Origin of the sequence: Stappia indica, from assembly GCF_020177335.1 — a bacterium.
GTDB classification, from domain to species: Bacteria; Pseudomonadota; Alphaproteobacteria; order Rhizobiales; family Stappiaceae; genus Stappia; species Stappia indica_B.
In genome coordinates this window covers 190,148-214,089 of the sequence record NZ_JAIVMG010000010.1, presented here as the reverse complement: position 1 = coordinate 214,089, position 23,942 = coordinate 190,148, and the positions used below count along the sequence as shown (strand labels likewise).

At 65.5% G+C, this 23,942-nt stretch carries 22 protein-coding genes; 10 read left to right on the top strand and 12 right to left on the bottom strand.

Annotation, left to right across the window (positions count from 1 at the left end):
* Nucleotides 1–484 precede the first annotated feature (484 nt).
* Entirely contained in the window at nucleotides 485–886 is a 402-nt protein-coding gene (locus LC062_RS14990) for a DUF2852 domain-containing protein (RefSeq protein ID WP_224911846.1), read from the top strand.
* 113 nt (nucleotides 887–999) lie between these two features.
* On the opposite strand, the gene secB is transcribed toward LC062_RS14990, so the two are convergent.
* Nucleotides 1,000–1,488, bottom strand: a complete 489-nt coding sequence (secB, locus tag LC062_RS14985) for a protein-export chaperone SecB (RefSeq protein ID WP_224911845.1) — start codon at nucleotides 1,486–1,488, stop codon at nucleotides 1,000–1,002.
* A gap of 207 nt (nucleotides 1,489–1,695) precedes the next feature.
* On the opposite strand from secB, the gene LC062_RS14980 reads away from it, so the two are divergent.
* Both LC062_RS14980 and LC062_RS14975 read left to right on the top strand, forming a co-directional pair.
* Nucleotides 1,696–3,120, top strand: coding sequence for an ActS/PrrB/RegB family redox-sensitive histidine kinase (locus LC062_RS14980; RefSeq protein WP_224911844.1), 1,425 nt, complete (start codon nucleotides 1,696–1,698; stop codon nucleotides 3,118–3,120).
* A gap of 38 nt (nucleotides 3,121–3,158) precedes the next feature.
* The gene (locus LC062_RS14975; RefSeq protein WP_181759992.1) at nucleotides 3,159–3,719 is read left to right on the top strand and encodes an ActR/PrrA/RegA family redox response regulator transcription factor; all 561 of its coding nucleotides are present in this window, start codon (nucleotides 3,159–3,161) and stop codon (nucleotides 3,717–3,719) included.
* A gap of 30 nt (nucleotides 3,720–3,749) precedes the next feature.
* Here LC062_RS14975 and LC062_RS14970 read toward each other — a convergent pair whose 3' ends face one another.
* Together LC062_RS14970 and trpS are read right to left on the bottom strand one after the other, a co-directional pair.
* Nucleotides 3,750–4,250 carry an MmcB family DNA repair protein gene (locus tag LC062_RS14970; protein ID WP_224911843.1) on the bottom strand — a complete coding sequence of 167 codons (501 nt, stop codon included), beginning with the start codon at nucleotides 4,248–4,250 and terminating at the stop codon, nucleotides 3,750–3,752.
* 152 nt (nucleotides 4,251–4,402) lie between these two features.
* Nucleotides 4,403–5,479 carry a tryptophan--tRNA ligase gene (gene trpS / locus LC062_RS14965; protein ID WP_224911842.1) on the bottom strand — a complete coding sequence of 359 codons (1,077 nt, stop codon included), beginning with the start codon at nucleotides 5,477–5,479 and terminating at the stop codon, nucleotides 4,403–4,405.
* A 305-nt stretch (nucleotides 5,480–5,784) separates the two neighbouring features.
* Here trpS and hemA point away from each other — a divergent pair, with 305 nt between their 5' ends.
* The gene (gene hemA, locus LC062_RS14960; protein WP_224911841.1) at nucleotides 5,785–7,005 is read left to right on the top strand and encodes a 5-aminolevulinate synthase; all 1,221 of its coding nucleotides are present in this window, start codon (nucleotides 5,785–5,787) and stop codon (nucleotides 7,003–7,005) included.
* Between the two features lie 85 nt (nucleotides 7,006–7,090).
* Here the strand turns inward: hemA and acdA are convergent, their stop codons facing one another.
* The 7 genes from acdA to LC062_RS14925 form a co-directional block, all read right to left on the bottom strand.
* Complete coding sequence (acdA, locus tag LC062_RS14955) at nucleotides 7,091–8,311, bottom strand: 3-sulfinopropanoyl-CoA desulfinase (RefSeq protein ID WP_224911840.1); 1,221 nt, start codon at nucleotides 8,309–8,311, stop codon at nucleotides 7,091–7,093.
* 101 nt (nucleotides 8,312–8,412) lie between these two features.
* Nucleotides 8,413–8,694 (bottom strand): DUF2160 domain-containing protein, encoded by a 282-nt coding sequence (locus tag LC062_RS14950; protein ID WP_224911839.1) that lies wholly within the window; start codon nucleotides 8,692–8,694, stop codon nucleotides 8,413–8,415.
* Nucleotides 8,695–8,719: 25 nt separating this feature from the next.
* Nucleotides 8,720–9,523, bottom strand: coding sequence for a carbohydrate ABC transporter permease (locus tag LC062_RS14945; RefSeq protein WP_224911838.1), 804 nt, complete (start codon nucleotides 9,521–9,523; stop codon nucleotides 8,720–8,722).
* A gap of 10 nt (nucleotides 9,524–9,533) precedes the next feature.
* Nucleotides 9,534–10,397 carry a carbohydrate ABC transporter permease gene (locus LC062_RS14940; RefSeq protein ID WP_224911837.1) on the bottom strand — a complete coding sequence of 288 codons (864 nt, stop codon included), beginning with the start codon at nucleotides 10,395–10,397 and terminating at the stop codon, nucleotides 9,534–9,536.
* A gap of 15 nt (nucleotides 10,398–10,412) precedes the next feature.
* Nucleotides 10,413–11,480: an ABC transporter ATP-binding protein gene (locus LC062_RS14935; RefSeq protein WP_224911836.1), complete on the bottom strand. Its 1,068-nt coding sequence runs from the start codon at nucleotides 11,478–11,480 to the stop codon at nucleotides 10,413–10,415.
* Nucleotides 11,481–11,495: 15 nt separating this feature from the next.
* Nucleotides 11,496–12,563, bottom strand: coding sequence for an ABC transporter ATP-binding protein (locus tag LC062_RS14930; protein ID WP_224911835.1), 1,068 nt, complete (start codon nucleotides 12,561–12,563; stop codon nucleotides 11,496–11,498).
* Nucleotides 12,564–12,719: 156 nt separating this feature from the next.
* Nucleotides 12,720–14,459, bottom strand: coding sequence for an ABC transporter substrate-binding protein (locus LC062_RS14925; protein ID WP_224911834.1), 1,740 nt, complete (start codon nucleotides 14,457–14,459; stop codon nucleotides 12,720–12,722).
* A 158-nt stretch (nucleotides 14,460–14,617) separates the two neighbouring features.
* Between LC062_RS14925 and LC062_RS14920 the strand changes: the two genes are divergently transcribed.
* Both LC062_RS14920 and glpD read left to right on the top strand, forming a co-directional pair.
* Complete coding sequence (locus LC062_RS14920; RefSeq protein WP_224911833.1) at nucleotides 14,618–15,403, top strand: DeoR/GlpR family DNA-binding transcription regulator; 786 nt, start codon at nucleotides 14,618–14,620, stop codon at nucleotides 15,401–15,403.
* On the top strand, nucleotides 15,403–16,959 hold the full coding sequence (gene glpD, locus LC062_RS14915) for a glycerol-3-phosphate dehydrogenase (protein WP_224911832.1): 1,557 nt from the start codon (nucleotides 15,403–15,405) through the stop codon (nucleotides 16,957–16,959). The genes LC062_RS14920 and glpD overlap by 1 nt, the downstream gene beginning before the upstream one ends.
* Nucleotide 16,960: 1 nt before the next feature.
* Here the strand turns inward: glpD and LC062_RS14910 are convergent, their stop codons facing one another.
* A complete protein-coding gene (locus LC062_RS14910) occupies nucleotides 16,961–18,418 on the bottom strand; it encodes a sensor histidine kinase (RefSeq protein ID WP_224911831.1) in 1,458 nt (485 codons plus the stop codon).
* A gap of 3 nt (nucleotides 18,419–18,421) precedes the next feature.
* Nucleotides 18,422–19,087, bottom strand: coding sequence for a response regulator transcription factor (locus LC062_RS14905; protein WP_224911830.1), 666 nt, complete (start codon nucleotides 19,085–19,087; stop codon nucleotides 18,422–18,424).
* A gap of 168 nt (nucleotides 19,088–19,255) precedes the next feature.
* On the opposite strand from LC062_RS14905, the gene LC062_RS14900 reads away from it, so the two are divergent.
* The 4 genes from LC062_RS14900 (at nucleotide 19,256) to LC062_RS14885 (ending at nucleotide 23,692) form a co-directional block, all read left to right on the top strand.
* Nucleotides 19,256–20,401 (top strand): ABC transporter substrate-binding protein, encoded by a 1,146-nt coding sequence (locus LC062_RS14900; RefSeq protein ID WP_224911829.1) that lies wholly within the window; start codon nucleotides 19,256–19,258, stop codon nucleotides 20,399–20,401.
* Between the two features lie 159 nt (nucleotides 20,402–20,560).
* Entirely contained in the window at nucleotides 20,561–21,538 is a 978-nt protein-coding gene (locus tag LC062_RS14895) for a Bug family tripartite tricarboxylate transporter substrate binding protein (RefSeq protein WP_224911828.1), read from the top strand.
* 91 nt (nucleotides 21,539–21,629) lie between these two features.
* A complete protein-coding gene (locus LC062_RS14890; RefSeq protein WP_224911827.1) occupies nucleotides 21,630–22,148 on the top strand; it encodes a tripartite tricarboxylate transporter TctB family protein in 519 nt (172 codons plus the stop codon).
* Between the two features lie 5 nt (nucleotides 22,149–22,153).
* Nucleotides 22,154–23,692 carry a tripartite tricarboxylate transporter permease gene (locus tag LC062_RS14885; RefSeq protein WP_224911826.1) on the top strand — a complete coding sequence of 513 codons (1,539 nt, stop codon included), beginning with the start codon at nucleotides 22,154–22,156 and terminating at the stop codon, nucleotides 23,690–23,692.
* Nucleotides 23,693–23,942 lie beyond the last annotated feature (250 nt).

Below are 23,942 nucleotides of genomic sequence, written 5' to 3'. Positions count from 1 at the left end.
GGAAGATGAGGACGACAGCTCAAGGCGCCGGCCAAACCCCGGCGCCGCCGTCGTTGTGGGAGCTATATACCCACCGCCCCCGCAAACCGTCAAGCCCGACACCCAGAAAAAAACGCAAGCCCCCAAAAAACACACCAATCACACCCAACCCCTTGTGAACAACACCCCCCGACAAACACAAAAACACAAACAATATCAACACCATACAACTATCAACAGCCACGGGAGCGCGCGAAGCTCGACGCCGCAAAGCCCCGCAACGAACCCTGCCAGGTCGACGCCCAAGCACCAAAACCAAGCCCAAGCCGTCAAACAAACGTCATCGGCAAATGAAACAGTATTCGTTTCCCCTTTTAGCGCTCACAGGCGGAAGAAAGCGCTCGTGCAATGCCAGGTGCCTCCGCAGGGGAACTGCCGAACGCTTGAAACATTGTCGCTGCATGACCACATCTTGTTCTGCTGACACAAGCTGCGAGGATTGAAGATGACCTGCACGTCGACGCTGAAACCTGGCTGGTCTCCCATGACCATCGGCCTGATGGTTCTCGGCTTCATTGTCTTCTGGCCGCTGGGACTGGCAATGCTTGCCTATATCCTTTGGGGCGACCGCTTCCACACCATTGCCGGCAACGCCCGCGCGCAGTGGCAGACCAGTCCCTTGCGCGACAGCTTCCAAGCCACGGCGCCGCGCACCGGAAACAGCGCCTTCGATGCCTATCGGGAGCGGGAACTGAAACGGCTGGAGGAGGAGCGGCAGCGGATCGAGGCGATGCGCGCCGAGTTCGACAGCTTCCTGCAGGAGCTGCGCCGGGCGAAGGACCAGGAGGAATTCGACCGGTTCATGGCCAGTCGCGGCCGCGGCCCCGCCGGACCGGCGCCCCTCTGAAGACACATCGCCGGCATCCGCCCCCGGCATCCGCCCAAAGAAAAAGCCGCAAGGGATACCCCTTGCGGCTTTTCTTGTTCTCTGAGCACTCTCGTCCCCGAAGGACAAACCGATCAGTTCGGGCGGGCTTCGCCCTGCGGCGCCTGCTCCAGGTTCTGCCGGTAGAGCGCGGCGAAATCGATCGGATCGATCATCAGCGGCGGGAAACCGCCGTTGCGCGAGGCATCGGCCAGAATGTTACGGGCGAAGGGGAAGAGCATCCGCGGGCATTCGATCAAAACGAACGGATGGATATGCTCCTGCGGCACGCCAACCACCTTGAACAGGCCGCCGTAGACCAGTTCGATCGCGAAAACGGTCATGGCGCTGGTCTTGGCGCTTGCGGTCAGAGTCAGGACCACCTCGAACTGATCCTCGCCCATCGGCTGCGCCGACACATTGACATTGATGTCGAGCTTGGGCTGCTCCTGCGGCTGCAGCGAGCCGGGGGCATTCGGATTCTCGAAGGACAGATCCTTGATATACTGGGCAAGGATGCTCATGCCGGGGGCGGCGCCCGTCTCGTTGGCCTGACCACCGACCGCGTCGTTCGTGTCGCTCATTTCTGGCTTCCTGTTTCGGCTTGCTGACGACCGGGCAGCGTGCGCCGGCCGCGTCGGATGCCGCCCCGTCAAGGGGGGCTGAAAACGCTGTTTCCCGAGCCGGTGGCTAGCATGGCCGCCCCCCGCAACACAAGGTTTGATTGACGAATGGGCCCGGCAGCGCCAAAACCCAACCCACATGTTCCCAAGTTCCGACCGGCGCGCGTCATGTCCGATATCCACCCCCGCGACCTTGCCACCTCACATCGGCGGCTGAAGCTCGACACCCTGGTGCGGTTGCGCTGGCTGGCGATTGCCGGACAGACCTCGGCGCTGCTGGTGGTGCATTTCATTCTGGAATACCCCCTGCAACTGTCGTTCTGCTTTGCCCTGGTCGCAGCCTCGGCGTGGATCAACATCTTTCTCAAGATCCGCCAACCGCAGTTGCACCGGTTGTCGGAGCGCTCGGCAACCCTGCAGCTTGCCTATGACCTCACCCAGCTTGGCGGGTTGCTGGCGCTGACCGGCGGGCTCGGCAACCCGTTCGCCTTCCTGTTGCTGGCCCCGGTGATGGTGTCCGCGGCAGGATTGTCTGCGCACAAGACGGTGCTGCTTGGCATTCTCGCGACGGCCATAGCGACCTTTCTCGCCTGGGTACATCTGCCGCTCCCATGGCCCGGGGCAGAGGACTTTGCCCTGCCCCCGCTTTATCTGACCGGCGTCTGGGTCGCGCTGGTCCTATCCCTGTGTTTCATGGGGGCCTATGCGTTCCGGGTAGCGGAGGAGGCCCGGCAACTTTCCGATGCGCTGACCGCCAGTGAGCTGGTGCTGGCGCGGGAACACCATCTCCATGCCCTCGACGGGCTGGCCGCAGCGGCGGCCCATGAGCTGGGCACCCCGCTGGCGACGATCTACCTCACCGCCAAGGAGCTGAGCGGCGACCTGCAAGGCGTGGAGAACCAACCGATCACCGCCGGGCACCGGGACGATATCGCGCTGATTCTTTCCCAGGCGGAACGCTGCCGCGAGATCCTGTCGAAACTCTCCTCGCTGTCCGACGACCGAGACCAGAACTTCCAGGGCCTGCCGCTCTCCCATCTGATCGAGGAGGTTGTCGAGCCCTGCCGCGCCTTCGGCGTCGCCATCGACATCGACATTCGCGGCGACGGACCGGAGCCGATCGGTCTGCGCAACCCGGCGATTCCCTATGGTCTCGGCAATCTGCTGGAGAACGCCATCGATTTCGCTGACAGCACCGTGAAGATCACGGCCCGCTGGGACGCGCAGGAGGTGCGGATTGAAATTGCCGATGATGGCACTGGTTTTGCGCCCGATGTGATCACCCGGCTGGGCGAGCCTTACGTCACCGCGCGTGGCGGCGGCCGCGACGCCCGCCCCGGACAGGGAAAAAGCGGCGGCGGCCTCGGGCTCGGCTTCTTCATCGCCAAGACCCTGCTGGAGCGCACCGGCGCCGATCTCAGGCTGCGCAACCGGCCGCCGCCGGCAAAAGGTGCGGTGGTGCGCATCTCCTGGCCTCGGATGGCAATGGATGGCCGACCGGGCGGGCCGCAGACGTGGCAAGAGATCACGGGCGCAATTGCCGCAGGCTCGGCGCCGGACCGGACTTTGCCGAACGGCTCCAGCTCTTTATAACGGTTCCAGAAACGCAAACAGGACTTGAGAAACCCGATATGGACGAACGGCCAAATGGCGACGCTGCAGACGATGCGCCCATGAACCTGTTGATCGTCGACGATGATCGCCCGTTTCAGCAACGCCTGGCGCGTGCCATGGAAAAACGCGGCTTCCAGACGGAAACGGCCGATGGCGTACGCGAGGCGCTCGACAAGGTGCGCATCCAGCCGCCCGACTATGCCGTGGTCGACATGCGCCTTGGCGATGGCAGCGGGCTCGACGTGGTCGAAGCGATCCGTGGGAGCCGCCCCGACGCCCGGATCGTGATCCTGACCGGATATGGCAACATCGCCACTGCGGTCACCGCCGTGAAACTCGGCGCCATCGACTATCTGGCCAAGCCCGCCGACGCGGACGATATTCTTGCCGCCCTCACCCGCACGGGCGAGGAAAAAGCCGCGCCGCCGGAAAATCCGATGTCCGCCGACCGGGTGCGCTGGGAACATATTCAGCGTGTCTACGAGCTCTGCGACCGTAATGTCTCGGAGACCGCCCGGCGGCTCAACATGCACCGGCGCACCCTGCAGCGGATTCTGGCCAAGCGCGCCCCGCGTTAACCCGCCGCAGTCTGCCTTGCGGCAACCCGGCTAGATCCGGTCCCCGCGCGCCTGCGGGTCGAGCGCATCATGCAGCCGGTTGGCCGCGGCTTGCGCGAAGCGCAGGGTCACCGCCTTGCGGGTTGCCGCCGCCATCCGGTGCTCCGGAGCTGAGCGCAGGATCTCGGCGGAAAATCCGTCCGACAGGATCAGGCCGGCCTCCTGGGGAAACACATCCAGCGGCACCTCGGCATGGGTGGCAAAATACAGCCGGTCGCAGTGCATCCGGTAGTCCGGCCACTTGGCATCGGCGCGAAAATCGGCCAGCGAGGATTTCACCTCGACGATCCAGACGTCCCCTTTCGGCCCGAGCGCGGCGAGGTCCGCGCGCCGCCCCGAAGCCAGCGTCAACTCACCGACGCAGGCAAAGCCATGCTGCCTGAGAAGCCGCGCCGCCCCGCGCCAGACACGGGTGGCCGCCTCCGATTGCCGGCCATCGGCCAGCGGATCGTCCAGACGCACCCTGTTGGAGACTGCCCCGCCCGGTATCATGGCACCTCTCCCGCCGCTTCACTCGTTCTCTCTTTGTTCGAAAGCTCCACTATACAGAACGGGCGCCGGCGCGCAATGCGCACCGACGCCCCGACATCTGTTACTATCCGGCGCTCTCCGCCGGCGCCTTCAAGGCCGCACCAAGGGCCGGCTCAGCGGCACTCGAGGAAGCCACAGATGCGGCGCACGTCCTTCAGCACCGGCTCGGCGATCGCCGCCGCACGCTCGGCGCCATCGCGCAGAACCGCATCGATATGCCCCGGATCGGCCACCAGCCGGTTCATCTCGCCGGTGATCGGCGCGAGCTTCTCCACCGCCAGATCGGCCAGCGCCGGCTTGAACACCGAGAAGGGCTGACCGGCGAAATCGGCCAGCACCTGATCCCGGGACAGGCCGGACAGGGCGGCGAAGATGCCGACCAGGTTTTCCGCTTCCGGCCGGTCCTTCAGCCCTTCCATCTCGCTCGGCAGCGGCTCCGGATCGGTCTTGGCCTTGCGGATTTTCTTGGCGATGTCCTCGGCCGTGTCCTTGAGGTTGATGCGCGACAGGTCCGAAGGGTCGGATTTCGACATCTTCTTGGTGCCGTCGCGCAAGGACATGATCCGCGTCGCCGGGCCGGCGATGATCGGCTCGGTCAGCGGGAAGTAGAGCTGATCGGGCAGCTCCGGATTCGGGTTCGGATTGTCGACCCCCAGCCCCAGCGCCACGATCCGCTCGGCAAAGTCGTTGTTGAACTTCTGGGCCACGTCGCGGGTCAGCTCCAGATGCTGCTTCTGGTCATCGCCCACCGGTACGTGGGTCGCCCGGTAGGCGAGAATGTCGGCGGCCATCAGCGTCGGATAGGCGAACAGGCCGACGGAAGCGTTTTCCCGGTTCTTGCCCGCCTTCTCCTTGAACTGGGTCATGCGGTTCAGCCAGCCCATCCGCGCGACGCAGTTGAAGATCCAGGCCAGTTCGGCGTGCTCCTTGACCTGGCTCTGGTTGAAGATGATCGCCTTGGCAGGATCGATCCCGGCGGCGAGATAGGCCGCCGTCACTTCACGGGTCACCCCGGCGAGGCCGTCGGCATCGTGCTTGGCGGTGATCGCATGAAGATCGACAACGCAGTAGATCGCCGGCATCTCGTCCTGAAGCGGGACGAAATTGGCGATCGCGCCGAGATAATTGCCGAGATGGAGGTTGCCCGTCGGCTGAACGCCGGAAAACACGCGCGGCTGAAAAGAGGTCAAGAAACTGTCTCCCAATCTGGACCTGGGACGGCACGGGTCCGGGCGAGGCTGACGTTCGGCACCCGTGCTTCTTCGGGTCTTATGACGAAGCTGGCGGGACGACGCAAGGCGCTTGCGTTTTGTCAAGGCAGACAGCCCGCGCTCGGGTTAGCCTGCGTCGAATCGACCCTTCAGGCGGAAACACTTTCGCCTCGAGGCAATTGACGGTTTATAGAGGTAGGTGAAACAACAGGGTGCGCCTGATAAGGTGCACGCAAGACGGCTTGTGCCGTCAAGGTGGAAGCGAGAAGGTCCCGGAGGCCAGGATGAACTACGAAAGCTTCTTTCGGAGCGAGATCGAAGGATTGCACGCGGAAGGCCGGTACCGGGTTTTTGCTGAACTTGAACGCCAGGCGGGCCAGTTCCCCCGTGCCACCCGCTACACCGGGGACGACAGCCACGATGTCGCCGTCTGGTGCTCGAACGACTATCTCGGCATGGGACAGCACGAGGTCGTGACCAGCGCCATGCACGAGGCGATCGATCGCTGCGGCGCCGGCGCCGGCGGCACGCGCAACATCTCCGGCACCAACCACTATCACGTGCTGCTCGAACGGGAGCTGGCCGACCTGCATGGCAAGGAAGCGGGGCTGCTGTTCACCTCCGGCTATGTGTCCAACTGGGCCGCGCTTGGCACCCTCGCCGCCCGGCTGCCCAATTGCGTCGTCCTGTCCGATGCGCTGAATCACGCCTCGATGATCGAGGGCATTCGCTATTCGCGCGCCGAACGGCGGATCTTCAAGCACAATGATGTGGAGGATCTGGAGCGCCAACTGGCCGAGATCGAACCGGGCCGACCCAAGCTTGTCGCCTTCGAAAGCGTCTATTCGATGGATGGCGACATCGCGCCGATCAAGGAGATTTGCGACGTTGCCGACAAATACGGCGCAATGACCTATCTCGATGAGGTCCACGCGGTCGGGATCTACGGCCCGCGCGGCGGCGGCATCGCCGAACGCGAAGGGCTGATGGACCGGCTGACGGTGATCGAAGGCACGCTTGGCAAGTCCTTCGGCGTGATGGGCGGCTACATCACCGCTTCCGCCGCGCTGTGCGACTTCGTGCGCTCCTTCGCCTCGGGCTTCATCTTCACCACCGCCCTGCCGCCGGCGCTGGCCGCCGGGGCCTGTGCCAGCATCCGCTACCTGAAGTCGGCGGAAGGCGAAAAGCTGCGGCTGCGCCATCGCAACCGGGTGGAAACGCTGCGCCGTCGCCTCGATGCCGCCGGCATCCCGCATCTGCCGAACCCCAGCCACATCGTTCCGGTGATGGTCAAGGATCCGGTCAAGTGCAAGATGCTGTCCGACATCCTGCTCGACAATTACGGGATCTACATCCAGCCGATCAACTATCCGACGGTTCCCCGGGGCACCGAGCGGCTGCGCATCACGCCGTCGCCGCTGCACTCCGATGACGATATCGGCGGTCTGGTGCGGGCGCTGGAAGACCTCTGGTCGCAGTGTGCGCTGAGCCGCGCCGTCGCCTGACGTAGACATCGCTTTCCAGCACGCGGCGATCCGTATTCCGGGTCGCCGCGTTGCTTTCCGGCTCTTTCTCCTTCGACAATCCGCGCTATTCGGCCGCCGCCTTGCCAGAGGCGGGCGTGTTCTCGCGCATTTCCGCAGCCATGCCCTGGGGCAGTTTTCGCCCGAGCAGCGCACCGGCAACCTGATTGCGCAGCATCTGCGCGGTACCGCCACCTATGGTGAACATGCGCGCGTCGCGCAGCATCCTTTCCAGCGGCAGATTGCGCGAATAGCCGGCGGCGCCGTGGATCTGCAGCGCCTCATTGGTCACCTTCACCGCCGTTTCTGAAGCCAGAATCTTGGCCTGCGCCGCCTCGCGGGCATCGGGAAAGCCGCTGCCGGCCCGGATCGCCGCCTTGTGCACCAACGCCCGCGCCGCGCTCAGGCCCGTGTCCATGTCCGCCAGCATCCATTGCAGGCCCTGGAACTCGGCAATCGGCCGGCCGAACTGGCGCCGCTGCTGTGCATAGGCCAGCGCTCGCTCAAAGGCCCCGGCGGCAATGCCCAGCGCCACGGCGGCCGCACCAACCCGCTGGGCGTTGTAGGCGCGCATCAAGGCGGCAAAGCCGTGACGCAAGCCGCCCTCTGGCCGCAGCAGCCGCTCCTCCCCGAGCTCCAGATCCTGAAACAGCACCTCGGTTTCCGGCAGGCCGCGCAGGCCCATCGCCGGCTCGCGGGCGCCGGTCACCAGTCCCTGATCCTCGCCGCGATAGGCAATGAACCCGCCAATGCCCCGGTCCGCGCCATCCTCCACCACCCGGGCGAAGATCAGATGCAAACGGGAGATGCCGCCGCCGGTGATCCAGTGCTTGCGGCCATTGAGGAGATAGCGGTTGCCGGTCCGAACCGCCGTCGTGGTCATGGCCGTCGCCGCGCTTCCAGCCTCCGGCTCGGTGATGCAGATCGCCGGCTTGTCGCCGGCCAGCACCGCCGCCGCCGCCCGGCGCTTCTCGTCTTCCGTGCCATAGGCCAGGATCGCGCCGAGCGCCCCCATGTTGGCCTCGACGACAATCCGGGCGGTGACGCCGCATTGCCGGGCGATCTCCTCGATCACCAGCACCGCGTCGAACAGCGAGCGGCCCGGCCCGCCATAGGCGGGCGGAATGGTCATGCCCATGAACCCGGCGTCGCGCAGGGCCTCCACATTGTCATGCGGGTAGGCTTCGCTGCGGTCGATTTCCGCAGCGCGGTCGGCGAACTGGTCCTCCGCCAGCGCGCGGGCCTCCGCCTTGAGCTGCGCCTGGCTTTCCGACAACGGCCCGAACATCCCCCGCCTCCCTCTTTCGCTGCGGCCGCCTCCACGCCGGCAAGAGAACAAGCTTAGGGCGCGAGCGGGTCCGGCGACACCCCCTTGCTTCCCAGCAGCAGCTACACCCAGCGGAAGACGCAGACGGCGTAGACCAGCGCCAGGGCCAGCGGCGCCCAAAGCGGCGTGCCCATCAACCCCAGCCAGGCGAGGAAGATGAAGGCGCTGCCGAGCAGCGAGATGAACAACCGGTCGCCGCGTGTGGTGTCGAGGCCGAGAATGCCGTGACGCGGGCCCCCACCCGGATCGGCATATTCCCACACCGACATGGCGACGAAGCACAGGCCGATGAAGATGAAGAAGGCGGCGGTCGGCCAGGTCCAGGCCATCCAGCTCAATCCCATGACGTCTCTCCCTTTTCAGGCGGCCTCACACCCGGCCCAGCGCGAAGCCCTTGGCGATGTAGTTGCGAACGAAATAGATGACGAAAGCGCCGGGAATGATGGTCAGCGTGCCGGCGGCGGCCAAAAGGCCGAGTTCATAGCCGGAGGTACTGGCCGTGCGGGTCATCACCGCGGCGATCGGCTTGGCGGCAACCGAGGTCAGGGTCTTGGCCAACAGCAGCTCCACCCAGGAGAACATGAAGCAGAAGAAGGCGGCAACGCCGATACCGGCGGCGATGGTCGGCACGAAGATCTTCAGGAAGAACGACCAGAAGGAGTGCCCGTCCACATAGGCGGTCTCATCGAGTTCCTTCGGCACGCCGGACATGAAGCCTTCCAGGATCCACACCGCCAGCGGAATGTTGAACAAGGTATGGGCCAGCGCCACGGCGATCGGCGTATCGAACAGACCCACCGCCGAATAAAGCTGGAAGAACGGCAGGGCGAACACCGCCGGCGGCGCCATCCGGTTGGTCAGGAGCCAGAAGAACAGATGCTTGTCGCCAAGGAAGCGGTAGCGCGAGAAGGCATAGGCCGCCGGCAAGGCCACTAGCACCGAGATCACCGTGTTGATCAGCACATAGGTCAGCGAATTGACATAGCCCATGTACCAGGTCGGGTCGGTGAAGATGGTGATGTAGTTCTCCAGCGTGATCTCGCGCGGGAACAGGGTGAAGGAGCCGAGAATCTCGTTGGTCGTCTTGAACGACATGTTGACGAGCCAGTAGATCGGCAACAGCAGGAACAGGATATACAGAACCGGGACGTAGCGGCTTGGTCGGGTCATCATGGTCGCTCCGTCACTGTTGTTCGTTGCGCATCATCAGGGTGTAGAACACCCAGCTCAGCGCCAGAATGATCAGGAAGTAGATCAGCGACATGGCCGCCGCCGGTCCGAGGTCGAACTGGCCGAGCGCGATCTTGACGAGGTCGATCGACAGCAGTGTCGTCGAATTGCCCGGCCCGCCGCCGGTCAGCACCGACAGCTCGGTGTAGATCATGAAGCTGTCCATGAAGCGCAGCAGCACGGCGATGGTCAGCACCCGCTTCATCTTCGGCAACTGGATGTAGCGGAAGATGGCGAAGGGTCGCGCCCCGTCGATCTTCGCCGCCTGGTAATAGGCGTCGGGGATCGAGACGAGCCCGGCATAGGCCAGCAGCACCACCAGCGAGGTCCAGTGCCAGACATCCATCAGGATCAGGGTGAACCAGGCATCGCCCGGCTGGCGGGTGAAGTTGTAGTCGAAGCCGAGGGCATTGAGGCTGCGGCCGAGCAGGCCGATATCCGGCAGGGCGAAGATATTCCACATGGCCCCGACCACGTTCCACGGGATCAGCAGCGGCAGAGCCATCAGCACCAGGCACACCGGCACCCAGGGCCCCTTGCGCGGCATGGTCAGGGCGATGGCAACCCCCAGCGGCACCTCGATCGCGAGGATGGAGAAGGTGAAGAACATCTGCCGCAGCAGCGCATCGTGAAAGCGCTCCGATTGCAGCACCTGTTCGAACCACGTCACCCCGGCCCAGAAGAAGACGTTGTCGCCAAAGGTTTCCTGAACCGAATAATTGACCACCGTCATCAGCGGGATCACGGCGTTGAACGCCACCAGCGCGACCACCGGAAGGACGAACAGCCAGGCCTTGTTGTCGTGTGTCTTGTTCATCTCATGCTCTCCGGCTCAGGCCACGATCCAGCCATCGCGATAGATCTGCGTATGCGCAGGGTCGAACGCGAGCCGGGCCTCCTCCGAGGGGATCTCCATGCCTTCCGGCACCAGCAGCTTCAGCGGCAGATCGCCGGCCCGCACCTCGACCACCTGGAAACGTCCGGCGTCGCTCACCTTGACCACCCGCGCCGGCACGCCCTCTTCGGCGAAGCGGATGAATTCCGGCCGCACGCCGACGCGCACCTCGCCCGTCAGCGCGCCAATCTCGCCGGTGGTCGCGGTATCCACCGCGGTTCCGGCCACATGCGCCCGCCCCTCGCGGATCTCGCAGGGCAGGACGTTCATTCCGGGCGAGCCGATGAAATGGCCGACGAAAGTGTGCTGCGGCCGCTCGAACAGCTCCACCGGCGTGCCGATCTGCACCACCTGGCCCTCATTCATCACCACCACCTTGTCGGCGAAGGTCAGCGCCTCGGTCTGGTCGTGGGTGACGTAGATCATGGTGGTGCGCACCCGCTGGTGCAGCTCCTTCAGCTTGGAGCGCAACTGCCATTTCAGATGCGGGTCGATCACCGTCAGCGGCTCATCGAACATGATGGCATTGACGTCGGAGCGCACCAGGCCCCGGCCGAGGGAAATCTTCTGCTTGCCGTCGGCGGTCAGGCCGGCGGCGCGGCGCTCCAGCATGTGGGTCAGGTCGATCATCTCGGCGATCTCACGCACACGGGCGTCCACATGCGCCTCGTCGACCCCGCGATTGCGCAAGGGAAAGGCGAGATTGTCGTAGACCGTCATGGTGTCGTAGACGACCGGGAACTGGAACACCTGGGCGATGTGCCGCCGGTCCGGCGGCAGGTCGGTGACATCTGCGCCGTCGAACAGCACCCGGCCATGGGTCGGACGCAGCAGCCCGGAAATGATCGACAGCAGTGTGGTCTTGCCGCAGCCGGAAGGGCCGAGCAGGGCATAGGCGCCGCCATCGTCCCATTGCAGGTCGAGCTGCTTCAGCGCCCAGTCGCTGTCCTGCACCGGGTTGGGCATGTAGGAATGCCGCAGCGTATCGAGAACAATTTTCGCCATCGGTCGGTCCTTGCCTTACGCCGTGATCCGCCGGCCGGCGGCGTCGAAGAAGAGCGCTTGCGACATGTCGGCGTAGAGCCGCTGCTCCGATCCCACCGGGAAGGGATGAATGCCATGGGATTGCGAGACCCAGGTCTCGCCGCGCATGGTGAAGTGAATGACGCTTTCCGAGCCGGAGAGTTCCGTCACCAGCACCTTGCCATCGACCGGCACCGGCTGGCCGCCGGTCTCCTCCGGCGACACGTGATGGGGCCGCACGCCGACCGTGTAGGTGCCATCCGGCAACCCGGCGAGCGGGCCTTCCGTATGCCAGCCGACCATCTGGCCGAGCCGGAATTCCGCCCCCGTCTTGGTCACGGTGGCCACATTGATCGGCGGATCGGAGAAGACCTGCGCGCTGACCAGATCGACCGGCGCCCGGTAGGTCTCGCCGGTGGGGCCGAACTGGGTCACCCGGCCCTCGTGCAAGCAGGCGGTGAACCCGCCGAACAGCAGCGCCTCGACCGGTTCGGTGGTCGCATAGACGACAATGCACTCCCGGTCGGCGAACAGGCGTGGCAACTCGTCCCGCAACTCCTCACGCAGCTTGAAATCGAGATTGGCGAGCGGCTCGTCCAGCAGCACCAGGTCGGCATCCTTGACCAGCGCGCGGGCCAGCGCCGTGCGCTGCTGCTGCCCTCCGGAGAGTTCCGCCGGGCGCCGCTCCAGCATCGGCGTCAGCTTCAGCAGGTCGGCCATGGTGCCGACCCGCCGCTTGATCTCCGCCTCCGCCATGCGCGCCACCCGCAAGGGCGAGGCGATGTTTTCAAAGACGGTCATGTTCGGGTAGTTGATGAACTGCTGGTAGACCATCGACACATTGCGCCGGCGCACCGACACGCCGGTGACGTTCTGGCCGCCGAACCAGACCTCGCCGGAAGTCGGCTTCTCCAGCCCGGCCATCAGCTTCATCAGGGTCGTCTTGCCGGCCAGCGTCGTGCCGAGCAGGATGTTGAAGCTGCCCGGCTCGCAGACAAGATCGGTCGGATGAATGTGCGTGTCCGCACCGACGCGCAGCGCGGCGGCTCTCAATTCAAGGGACATGTGTCGCTCGCCCTCGCAAGACTGTCGATTTCTAGGTTGCCATCGGCGCGCCGCCAAAAGGCGCAAGGCGCGGCCTGCCGTAACATCGGCTCCGGCCCTTCGCCGGGCGCATCATCCGAGGGCACAGCGCCCCCGGATGGTGCTTTCATCGGCCGATCAGTTGGCTTCCGACCATTGCTTGACGAGTTCGTCATAGTTGACGGTCTCGCCCTGCGGCTTCTCGTTGTCGAGCTTGGCCTTGGCGCCGCCCTTGCCGAGCCATTCGGACGGATCCTTCGGCTCGTTGAGGCGCGGACCGCAGCCGCCATAGGTGTTGTTGGCCTCGTCGGCACGCTGCATCCGGGCCATGATGGTGTCCATCTCGCCGGCGAGACGATCCATCGCCTGCTGCGGCGTGAAGGCGCCGGAGTTCACATCGCCGATGTTCTGCCACCAGAGCTGCGCCAGCTTCGGATAGTCCGGCACGTTGATGCCGGTCGGCGACCAGCGCACCCGGTCCGGAGAGCGGTAGAACTCGACCACACCGCCAAGCTTCGGCGCCCGCTCGGTGAAGCTCTCGTGCCGCACGGAACTGTCGCGGGTGAAGGTGAGCCCGACGTGGCTCTTCTTCGTGTCGACGGTCTTGGAGGTCACGAACTGGGCATAAAGCCAGGCCGCCTTGGCCCGGTCGGTCGGCGTCGACTTCAGGATCGTCCAGGAGCCCACGTCCTGGTAGCCGACCTTCTGGCCTTCCTTCCAGTAGGGGCCATGCGGGCTCGGCGCGGCGCGCCACAGCGGCGTGCCCTCGTCGTCCACCGTGTTGTTGCCTTCCGACTTCGGCTTGACCATGTCGGCGAGGAACGCGGTGTACCAGAAGATCTGCTGGGCGACGTTGCCCTGGCTGAGCGCCGGCAGCGACTGATAGAAGTCATAGTCGGCCGCCCCCGGGGGCGCGTAGTTGCGCAGCCACTCATCCCATTTGCGGATGGCATAGACCGCCGCCGGGCCGTTGGTGGCACCGCCGCGCGAGACGGACGCGCCGGAGGGGTTGCACGAGCCCTCGTCCATGCGGATGCCCCATTCGTCGATCGGCCGGCCATTGGGCTCGCCCGCCGATCCGGTCCCGGCCATGGACAACCAGGCATCGGTCATGCGCCAGCCGAGATCCGGTGCGCGCTTGCCGTAATCCATGTGACCGAAGACCCGGACGCCGTCGACCTCCTTCACGTCATTGGTGAAGAACTCGGCAATGTCCTCATAGGCGGACCAGTTGATTGGCACGCCGAGCTCATAGCCGTATTTCGCCTTGAACCGCTCCTTCAGGTCCGGGCGGTCGAACCAGTCCTTGCGGAACCAGTAGAGGTTGGCGAACTGCTGGTCGGGCAACTGGTAAAGGTCGCCGTCGGGCCCGGTGGTGAAGCTGATGCCCATGAAATCGTCGAGATCGAGGGTCGGCGAGGTGACGTCCTTGCCCTCGCCCGCCATCCACTTCGACAGATTGACCGCGAGCTGAAGCCGCGAATGGGTGCCGATCAGATCGGAATCGTTGACATAGGCATCATAAAGGTTGCGGTTGGTCTGCATCTGCGTTTGAACCGCCTGCACCACCTCGCCCTCACCGAGAATCTGGTGATTGACCTTGATGCCGGTAATCTCCTCGAATGCCTTGGTCAGCACCTTGGATTCATACTCATGCGTCGGAATACCCTCCGACAGCACGTTGATCTCCATCCCCTTGAACGGCTCGGCGGCCTTGATGAACCAATCCATCTCCGCCATCTGCTCGTCCTTGGAAAGGACGGATGGCTGGAATTCGCTGTCGATCCACTTCTTTGCCTCTTCCGGTCCCGCAAATGCGTTTCCGGCAACAGCAAACAGCGCCGCGGCTGCAACTGCCGCAAGCATTTTCTGTCGCATCGGTCTTCCTCCCATATGAAACCGCAAGAGGACTATCAAACGAAAAAAAATGAAGGTCAACCCGGAAAGAATATTGCCATACGACCGGAAAATGCGCAGGATTTAGGGAGGATGGCGTTAGATCTCCATCCATACGAATGAAAACGAAAGGAATACGAATGGATCCGGTGCCACCGCGGCAGGCCGATATCCTGGCGTTGGCCCGCACAGCGGGGCGGGTGGATGTGGACGGGCTGGCGAGCGAATTCAACGTGACGCCGCAGACGATCCGCAAGGACCTGAACGAGCTGTGCGAACGGGGAATGCTGCAGCGGGTCCATGGCGGCGCGGTGCTGCCCTCCGGGATCGCCAACTACGCCTATGACGCCCGCCGCCAGCTTGCCTCGGAGGAGAAGCGCCGGATCGGCCAGCGCGCGGCCGCGCTGATCCCGGACAACGCCTCGATCATGCTCAACATCGGCACCACCACCGAACAGGTCGCGCGGGCGCTGTTGCAGCATGACGGCATCATGGCCATCACCAACAACATCAATGTCGCCAATATCCTGCGCGCGGCTCCCTCGATCGAGGTGATCATCGCCGGCGGCCAGGTGCGCGCCTCCGATGGCGGCATCGTCGGCGAGGCCACCGTCGACTTCATTCGCCAGTTCAAGGTCGACTACGCGGTGATCGGTGCTTCGGCCATCGACGAGGACGGCACGATCTTCGACTTCGACTTTCGCGAGGTGCGGGTTGCCCGCGAGATCATGACCCATGCGCGCCAGACCCTGCTTGTGGCCGATGCCATGAAGTTCCAGCGCAGCGCGCCGGTGCGCATCGCCCACCTTTCCGAAATCGACATATTCGTCACCGACACCGCCCCGCCGGACCGGGTCCTGGAGACCTGCCGCGAGAATGGCGTGAAGGTGGAAATCGCCTCAGACAGAACGGAGCGCCCCAGTTGATGTCCCCGCAACCGCAAACACCCCCGTATGATCTCCTGATCGTCGGTGGCGGTATCAATGGCTGCGGCATCGCCCGCGATGCGGCAGGGCGCGGCTATTCCGTCTGCCTTGCGGAAATGAACGATCTGGCCAGCGGCACCTCCTCCTGGTCGACCAAGCTGATCCACGGCGGCCTGCGCTACCTGGAGTATTACGAGTTCCGCCTGGTGCGCGAGGCGTTGAGCGAACGCGAGCTTCTGTGGTCGAACGCGCCGCATATCATCCGCCCCTTGCGCTTCGTGCTGCCGCATCAAAAGGGCCTTCGCCCGCGCTGGCTGCTGCGCCTCGGGCTGTTCCTCTATGACCACCTCGGCGGGCGCAAGCTGTTGCCGGCGACCAAAACGCTGGATCTCAGGCGCGATGCCGCCGGCCAGCCGCTCAAGCCCGGCTTCACCACCGCGTTCGAATATTCCGACTGCTGGGTAGACGACGCCCGCCTCGTTGTGCTCAACGCCCGCGACGCCGCCGATCGGGGCGCAGAAATCAACACCCGCACCCGGGTAATCTCCGCCCGGCGCGAGGGCGGCCTCTGGCATGCGGTGCTGCGCGACGAGGAGACCGGCGACACCCGCGAGGTTTCGGCCCGGCTGATGGTCAATGCCGCCGGGCCCTGGGTCGATCATCTGCTGGAAAGCGCGCTGGAGCGCAAGGCGCCGCACAATGTGCGGCTGGTGCAGGGCAGTCATATCGTCGTCAACAAGCTGTTCGATCACGACCGCGCCTATATTTTCCAGAACGCCGACGGGCGGATCGTCTTCGCCATCCCCTATGAGCGGGATTACACCCTGATCGGCACCACCGACCGGGATTTCACCGGCGATCCGGCCAAGGTCGCGGCCAGTGAGGAGGAGATCCTCTATCTCGCCGAGGCGGCGAGCGAGTATTTCCGCCAGCCGATCACCCGCGAGGATGTGGTCTGGACCTATTCGGGCGTACGCCCGCTGTTCGACGATGGCGCCTCCAAGGCGCAGGAAGCCACCCGTGATTATGTGCTGAAGCTGGAAGGCGGCCCGGACGGCGACAAGGACGCGCCGCTGATCAACATCTTCGGCGGCAAGATCACCACCTATCGCCGGCTGGCCCAGTCGGCGCTTGAAGAGGTGGAGACCGTGCTTGGTGCCGCCGGCCCCGCCTGGACCCGTGACGCGGTGCTGCCCGGCGGCGATTTTCCCACCACCGGCTTTGATGCGCTGGTCGAGGAGTTCCGCCGTGACTGGCCGCAGCTCGACCCGGCGCTGCTCACCCGGCTCGCCCGCCTCTACGGCACCGCCACGCGGCTCATGCTCGACGGCGTTGTCACGACGGATGATCTTGGGCCGATGTTCGGCGCCGATCTCAGCGCCCGCGAGGTCGGCTACCTGATGGATCGGGAATGGGCGCGAACCGCCGGGGACGTGCTGTGGCGCCGCTCCAAACTCGGGCTCCGCGTCACGGAGGAAGAAGCCGCCGCCCTTGACCAGTGGATGCAGGCCCGCACGCGCGGCAGCCTTCAGTCACCTGGCGCACAGGGCGGCTAGGTCACGCCCCGGAGGCCGCAGCGGCTGGCCGGTCGGCCAGCGGGAAGCGCAGACACACACGCAATCCTCGGCCGTCGCCGCCCTCCGGGACGTCTCGCCCGTCCTGCAACGCCATCCGGGCGCCCATCAGCCTGGCGATTTCATCGACGATGGCAAGGCCGAGGCCCGCGCCTTGCGGTCCCTCCGCCGACAGGCGCTCGAAGCGCATGAGCGCCCGGGCGCGGGCCGCCGCGTCGATGCCCGGGCCGTTGTCCTCCACCTCCAGCAGCGCGGCCTTGCCCTCCACCCCGACCCGCACGGTGGCGCGGCAGCCGGCGCCGGCATAGGCGATGGTGTTCTCGATCAGGTTGCGCAGAAGCTCGCGCAGCAGCATGGCGTTGCCGCGCACCGGCACCCGCTCCCCCTCCGGCGCCTCGAAGCCAAGATCGAGCCCGGCCCGCGCCGCGCCCGGCTCCAACTCGCCGGTGACCTGCCGCGCCAGCGCCGCCAGATCGAGCGGCGCCGTATCCATCCGGTCGGCGGATGCCTCATCGACCCGGGCCAGCACCAGAAGCTGCGCCAGCGTACGTTCGCTCTGGGCCACTGCCTGATCGGCCACATCGAGTGCGGCGAGCGCGGTCTGCCGGTCCTCGGCGCGACGGGCCAGTTCGATCTGGGTGCGGATCACCGTCAGCGGCGTGCGGATCTGGTGCGAGGCATTGCCCGTGAACCGGCGCAGAGCGGCCAGCGCCTCACTCAGCCGCAGCATGAAGCCGTTGATCGCGCCGACCAGCCGCCCCACCTCGCGCGGCACCTGATGGCGGATCGGCCGGAGATCGTCCGGGCTGCGCCGGTCGATCGCCTCCTCCAGCCGCGCCAGCGGGCGCAGGGCCCGGCGAATGCCGAGGAACACCGCCGTCGCGGCAATGACAATCAGCAGCACCTGCCGCAGGGCCGTACGCAGGAGGATGTCGCGAGCCAGCGCGCGCCGCGCGGTGGTGGTTTCCGCCACCGAGACGCGGAAGGAAATCGACCGGTCGCGCGAGGCGGCGGCACCGCTCAGAATGGCGATGCGCACCGGCGCACCGCGAAACACCGCATCGGCGAACCGCACGTCATGAGCCATCCGCGCCGTGGGCGCCGTCTCGGGAACCGGAAGCTGGCGATAGCCCGTCACGAAGGTGCCCGGCGGCCCCTCGACCTTGTAAAACACCCTGTCCTCGGCGGCGCTGGTGAGCATTTCCAGCGCCACATAGGGAACGTCCACTTCCAGCTCGCCCTCGGAATTGACCGCGACTCGTTCGGCGATTGCCAGCGCCGATCCGGTCAGCACCCGGTCCAGCACCGCGTTGGCGGTTGCCCGCGCCTCGCGGTAGGCATCCACCAGCCCGAGGCCGGCAAGCAGGCTAAGCGGCACCAGAAGCCACAACAGCAGCCGCGTCGACAGCGAGCGGGGAGCCTGGGGCCGCAACCATGCCATGCGCTAGCCCGCTTCCAGCCGGTAGCCGAGACCGCGCGCGGTGCGAATGCGCAGGCCATGCGGTTCGAGCCGCTTGCGCAGGCGCGACACATATTGCTCCACCGCATTGTCCGACAGATCGTCGCCGAATTCGGTCAGCCGCTCGGCGATCTGCTGCTTGGACACCACCCGGTCCGGATGGCTCATCAGGATCTGCAACACATTCAGCTCGCGCGCCGTCAGATCGAGCGGCACCTCACCCAGATAGGCCTGTCGGTGGGTCAGGTCGAAGCGCAGCGGCCCATGATCGAGAACCCCGCTGCGCGCGCCCACGTGACGGCGCAGCAGCGCCCGGATCCGCGCCACCAGTTCCTCCACCTCGAACGGCTTGGTCATGTAATCGTCGGCACCGCAATCGAGACCGCGAATGCGATCGTCGAGCGCGCCCCGCGCCGTCAGCACCAGGACGGCTGTCTGGGTCCCCCGCGCCCGCAAGCCACGCAGCAGGCTGAGCCCGTCCATATCCGGCAGGGAAAGGTCCAGAACGATCAGGTCGAAACTGCCAGTGTCGAGGGCCGCTTCGGCGGTCTCCCCGTCATGCACCGCATCGACCACATAACCGGCGGCGCGCAGCATCTGCGACAATCCCGCCGCCAGCGCCCTGTTGTCCTCCACAACGAGAAGCCGCACCCGCTTGTCCCACCTTTTGTTGTCCGGCCGTTGCCGTCGCCGCGGCAGCTTTTGATGAAATTTAGACGACACCCGCCTCTTCCTGGCAAGCCTTGCCCTTCGCCGAAAGCCTGCCACCCGCAAACCACCGCTTGAAAGCGCCGACCGTTCATCGCCATACTTCGCCGCATGACCGAGCCCCGCCGCCATGCCTCCCGACCGAGCCAGACCCGTCCGCTGCGTCTTGTCCTGACATTTCTGCTCGCCGCGTTCGTCCTTGCCGCCGGTCCGGCAGCGCCAGCCCGGGCGGCCGGTGACGACACGCCGACGCGGCAGCTGCCGCCCGCCGGCGATCAGCAGTCGGCGCGGAGCGTGACCATCTATTCCTCGCTCGACGCCGCCCTGGCGCAACCGCTGCTGACCGGGTTCCAGCGGCTCTACCCGGGGGTGGGCCTGCGCTATTTCGAACTTCAGACCCAGGACATCCACACCCGTATCATCGAGGAGACCGACCGGGACGCGCCCACGGCGGATCTCGCCTTTTCCTCGGCGATGGACCTTCAGGTGAAGCTCGCGAACGATGGCTATGCCCAGGCGGTGACCTTGCGCGAAGCCGCAAGTCTCCCGTACTGGGCGCATTGGCGCGACACGGTCTATGGCGTCACCTTCGAGCCGGCGGTGATCCTCTATCACAAGCCCGCCTTCGCCGGGCACGAACCGCCCCGGACCCGGGCCGCGCTGACCCGCTATCTGAAGGCCAACGAAGCCAACCTCTATGGCCGGGTCGGCACCTATGACGTGGAGCGAGCCGGGCTCGGCCTGTTCTTCCTCGCCCGGGACCGGGAGCACAACAAGGAGATCTGGGAGCTGTTCGGCGCCCTTGGCGCGGCCGGGGTCAAGCTCTACTCCAACTCCTCGGCCATCGTCGAACGGGTCGCCGACGGGCGGTTCCTCCTCGGCTACAACATTCTGGGCTCCTACGCGGCCGCCTGGGCCCGCTCCGCTCCGGATCTGGGCATCATCCTGCCGGAGGATTACACGGTGGTGATGTCGCGCACCGGCCTGGTGCCGCGCAACGCCGCCGCCCCCGACCTCGGCGCCGCCTTTCTCGACTTCATGCTGTCGCGCGAAGGCCAGCAAATCCTGGCAGAAACCGGCAGCCTTGCCGCTCTCCGCCAGGATCTGGACGGGCCGAACACCGCCAGTTCGCTGCGCGCGGAGTTCGGTGGCCGGCTGCGGCCGGTGCCGGTCGGTCCGGCGCTTGTGGTCTATCTCGATCAGGTCAAGCGGCAACGGCTGATCGACCGTTGGAACCGGGCCCTGCGCATCCAGTAAACGTGCCGCCTCCCCCCGTTTTGCATTGCCACATCGTTTCTGCGGCGCAGCGACAGCTTCGCGTCAGACTGGCATGTCATGGTTGTCCATCGGCGGCGCCTCGCGCGCCACCGCAACAGATGTCGCGGTCCGGGAGGGACCGTGCCAGGGAGGAAAACCATGAAGACCATTTCACGACGCGGCCTTGTCGCCGTCGCCACGGCCCTTGGCCTGTCACTTGGCGCCAGCGCCCATGCGGCCGATATCGACAGCATCCATTTCCTCATTCCCGGCGGCGCCGGTGGCGGCTGGGACGGCACTGCACGCGGCACCGGCGAGGCGCTGACCAAGGCCGGCATCGTCGGCCAGGCCTCCTATGAAAACATGTCCGGCGGCGGCGGCGGCAAGGCCATCGCCCATCTGATCGAAATCGCCGACACGGCCGATGACACGCTGATGGTGAATTCCACGCCGATCGTCATCCGCTCGCTGCAGAAGGTGTTTCCCCAGTCCTTCCGCGACCTGACGCCGGTCGCCGGAACCATCGGCGACTATGCCGCACTCGTCGTTGGCAAGGACAGCCAGGTCCAGGACTTCGCCGCCCTTGCAGAGGCCTTCAAGAGCGATCCGACCAAGGTCTCGATCGGCGGCGGCTCGGTCGCCGGCAGCATGGACCACATCGTCGCCGCCCTGATCATGAAGAGCGCCGGCGGCAAGCCGACCGATGTCAAATACGTGCCGTATGACGCGGGCGGCAAGGCCATGGCCGGATTGCTGTCGGGCGAGATCATGGCCCTGTCGACCGGCTTCGGCGAGGCCATCGATCTGGCGAAACAGGATCAGGTGCGCATCCTCTGCGTCACCGCGCCGAAGCGTCTCGACATCGCCGCCGACGTGCCGACCTGCGGCGAGGCTGGCGCGGAAGGCGCCGAGTTCGTCAACTGGCGCGGCTTCTTCGGCCCTCCGGGCCTCAGCGCGGAAAAGCGCCAGGCCTACCAGGCGGCCTTCGCCAAGATGTACGACACCCCGGAATGGGAAGCGGTGCGCACGCGCAACGGCTGGGTCGACATCTACAACCCGGGCGATGACTTCACTGCCTTTCTTGAAAAGCAGGAACAGGAAATCGGCGGGCTGATGAAGGAACTGGGCTTCCTCTGACGCCTCCTTCCTGCACAAACGGGCGCGGCGGACCGATCGCCGCGCCCGGGATGCCATCGCCCGCAGCCCTCTCCGACCGTCGAGCAATGCCATGTTGACCCGCGACCGCCTTGGCGCCTTTCTCATGCTGGTGTTTTCCATCGGCTATGGCGTGATGATCTTCGACATTCCGCTGCTGCCGTTCCAGGCCAACCAGGCCTTCACCGCACGAACGATGCCGCAGGCGCTCAGCCTGCTCGGCATCGCCCTGTCGCTCGTCTTGCTGCTGCGCCCGGCCAGCACCGGCGCGGATGAGGAGGCGACCTGGCGACGGGCCATGCGCCAATTGCTGCGTCCCGCGCCGGCGGGCGAGGACGGACGACGCCCCCATCCGCTTCTCCGGGTCGGCCTTTTGTGCCTGCTGATGGTCGTCTATGGCCTGACCGTGCGCCTGTTCGGCTTTCTCCTGTCGACCACGTTCTTTCTGGCCGGGGGCATGTTCGTTCTCGGAGAGCGGCGGCTGTGGATCCTGCTCGGCGTGTCCATCGCCATCGTCGTCTTCTTCTGGGTGCTGATGACCCAGTTCCTCGGCGTCTACATCGCGCCACTGCCTCAGTTCCTGGGACGGTAACAGCCATGCTCGACGGTATCCTGGTCGGTCTTTCGACCGCCGCCTCCCCGCTCAACATCCTGATGGTCGCCGTCGGCTGCTTTGCCGGCACCTTCATCGGCATGTTGCCCGGTCTCGGGCCGATTTCCGCCATCGCCCTGATGATCCCGATCACCTACGGCTTCGATCCGGCAACAGGCCTGATCCTGATGGCCGGGGTCTATTACGGCGCGATCTTCGGCGGCTCGACCTCCTCGATCCTGATCAACGCGCCGGGCGTCGCCGGAACCGTGGCCACCGCCTTCGACGGCTATCCGCTGGCCAAGCAGGGCCATGCGGGCAAGGCGCTGGCGATTGCCGCCTATTCCTCGTTTTCCGGCGGCACCATCGCCGCGATCTTCCTGCTCATCGCGGCCCCGTCGCTGGCGGTGGTGTCCCTCGCCTTCCAGTCGACCGATTATTTCGCGCTGATGGTGCTCGGATTGACCGCCGTTGCCGCCTTCGCCGGGCGTGGCAAGGTGCTGAAGGCACTGTTGATGACCGTGCTCGGCCTGATGCTGTCCACCATCGGCACCGACGAGACGCAAGGGATGCAGCGCTTCACCTTCGGCATGCTCGACCTGATCGACGGCATTTCCTTCCTGCTGCTGGCGATGGCCACATTCGCCCTTTCCGAGGCACTGATGTCGGTGCTGAAACCGAAGACGGCGGCGGATATCCAGCGGGAAAAGGAGGCCAATGCCAATCTCGGGTCGATGAAGCTGTCCCGCGCCGAGGTCAGGGACATTGCTCCGGTGGTCGGCCGGTCGTCGATCCTGGGGTTCTTCGTTGGCGTCCTGCCCGGCGCCGGGGCAACGATTGCCTCGTTTCTTGCCTATGGCATGGAGCAGCGCCTCGCCGGACCGGAGAAGGGCAAGGAATTCGGCAAGGGCTCGATCCGCGGACTGGCGGCACCGGAAACCGCCAACAACGCCGCCTGCTCCGGCTCCTTCGTGCCGCTTCTGACCCTCGGCATTCCCGGATCCGGCACCACGGCGATCATGCTCGGCGCGCTGATCTCCTACGGTATCCAGCCCGGCCCCCGCCTGTTCGTGGAAAACCCGGAGGTGTTCTGGTCGGTGATCATTTCCATGTATCTGGGCAATGTGATCCTCCTGGTGCTGAACCTGCCGCTCATCCCCTACATCGCCCGGGTGCTGGCTCTGCCGCACACGGTGCTGGTGCCGATGATCCTGTTCTTCTCACTGATCGGCGTCTATTTCGTCTCCTTCAACACCTTCGACATCCAGCTGATGGTGATCTTCGCCGTCGCCGCCGTGGTGCTGCGCCTGCTCGACATGCCGATGGCGCCGATGCTGCTCGGCTTCATTCTTGGCGGTATGATGGAAGAGAACCTGAGGCGGGCGCTGATCATCAACAACGACAGTTGGGCCTTCCTGTGGGAACGCCCGCTCACCCTGTCGATCCTGGTGATCGCGGCACTGGTGCTGGTGGCGCCGATGGTCTCGCCGCTGATCGGCCGCAGCCTGGCCGGCCGGCGCGAGGACGCCGGCGAAGGCGGATGAAAGCAAAAACGCGCTGCCGGCGGAACCGGCAGCGCGCATGACGCCCCATCCTCAGGCTTCGTCATCAACTCATCGCAGCGAATTCGTCTCTGATGCGCGCTTTGTGGATGAGGATTCTCCTCCGCATGGCGGCACTCGGTGCCCCGCGCCTCAGCGTCATCCTGGCCCCCGAGCCGGGATCGGAGAGCCAGAAGAGAAGCGTTTTCAATCGACTGGAGCCGAAACACTGTGGCTCCCCGATCCCGGATCT

Bases quoted from the DNA above. Each gene is read 5' to 3' on its own strand.
- LC062_RS14990 (WP_224911846.1), top strand. From the start codon at position 485: ATGACCTGCACGTCGACGCTGAAACCTGGCTGGTCTCCCATGACCATC.
- secB (WP_224911845.1), bottom strand. From the start codon at position 1,488: ATGAGCGACACGAACGACGCGGTCGGTGGTCAGGCCAACGAGACGGGC.
- LC062_RS14980 (WP_224911844.1), top strand. From the start codon at position 1,696: ATGTCCGATATCCACCCCCGCGACCTTGCCACCTCACATCGGCGGCTG.
- LC062_RS14975 (WP_181759992.1), top strand. From the start codon at position 3,159: ATGGACGAACGGCCAAATGGCGACGCTGCAGACGATGCGCCCATGAAC.
- LC062_RS14970 (WP_224911843.1), bottom strand. From the start codon at position 4,250: ATGATACCGGGCGGGGCAGTCTCCAACAGGGTGCGTCTGGACGATCCG.
- hemA (WP_224911841.1), top strand. From the start codon at position 5,785: ATGAACTACGAAAGCTTCTTTCGGAGCGAGATCGAAGGATTGCACGCG.
- acdA (WP_224911840.1), bottom strand. From the start codon at position 8,311: ATGTTCGGGCCGTTGTCGGAAAGCCAGGCGCAGCTCAAGGCGGAGGCC.
- LC062_RS14950 (WP_224911839.1), bottom strand. From the start codon at position 8,694: ATGGGATTGAGCTGGATGGCCTGGACCTGGCCGACCGCCGCCTTCTTC.
- LC062_RS14945 (WP_224911838.1), bottom strand. From the start codon at position 9,523: ATGATGACCCGACCAAGCCGCTACGTCCCGGTTCTGTATATCCTGTTC.
- LC062_RS14940 (WP_224911837.1), bottom strand. From the start codon at position 10,397: ATGAACAAGACACACGACAACAAGGCCTGGCTGTTCGTCCTTCCGGTG.
- LC062_RS14935 (WP_224911836.1), bottom strand. From the start codon at position 11,480: ATGGCGAAAATTGTTCTCGATACGCTGCGGCATTCCTACATGCCCAAC.
- LC062_RS14930 (WP_224911835.1), bottom strand. From the start codon at position 12,563: ATGTCCCTTGAATTGAGAGCCGCCGCGCTGCGCGTCGGTGCGGACACG.
- LC062_RS14925 (WP_224911834.1), bottom strand. From the start codon at position 14,459: ATGCGACAGAAAATGCTTGCGGCAGTTGCAGCCGCGGCGCTGTTTGCT.
- LC062_RS14920 (WP_224911833.1), top strand. From the start codon at position 14,618: ATGGATCCGGTGCCACCGCGGCAGGCCGATATCCTGGCGTTGGCCCGC.
- glpD (WP_224911832.1), top strand. From the start codon at position 15,403: ATGTCCCCGCAACCGCAAACACCCCCGTATGATCTCCTGATCGTCGGT.
- LC062_RS14910 (WP_224911831.1), bottom strand. From the start codon at position 18,418: ATGGCATGGTTGCGGCCCCAGGCTCCCCGCTCGCTGTCGACGCGGCTG.
- LC062_RS14900 (WP_224911829.1), top strand. From the start codon at position 19,256: ATGACCGAGCCCCGCCGCCATGCCTCCCGACCGAGCCAGACCCGTCCG.
- LC062_RS14895 (WP_224911828.1), top strand. From the start codon at position 20,561: ATGAAGACCATTTCACGACGCGGCCTTGTCGCCGTCGCCACGGCCCTT.
- LC062_RS14890 (WP_224911827.1), top strand. From the start codon at position 21,630: ATGTTGACCCGCGACCGCCTTGGCGCCTTTCTCATGCTGGTGTTTTCC.
- LC062_RS14885 (WP_224911826.1), top strand. From the start codon at position 22,154: ATGCTCGACGGTATCCTGGTCGGTCTTTCGACCGCCGCCTCCCCGCTC.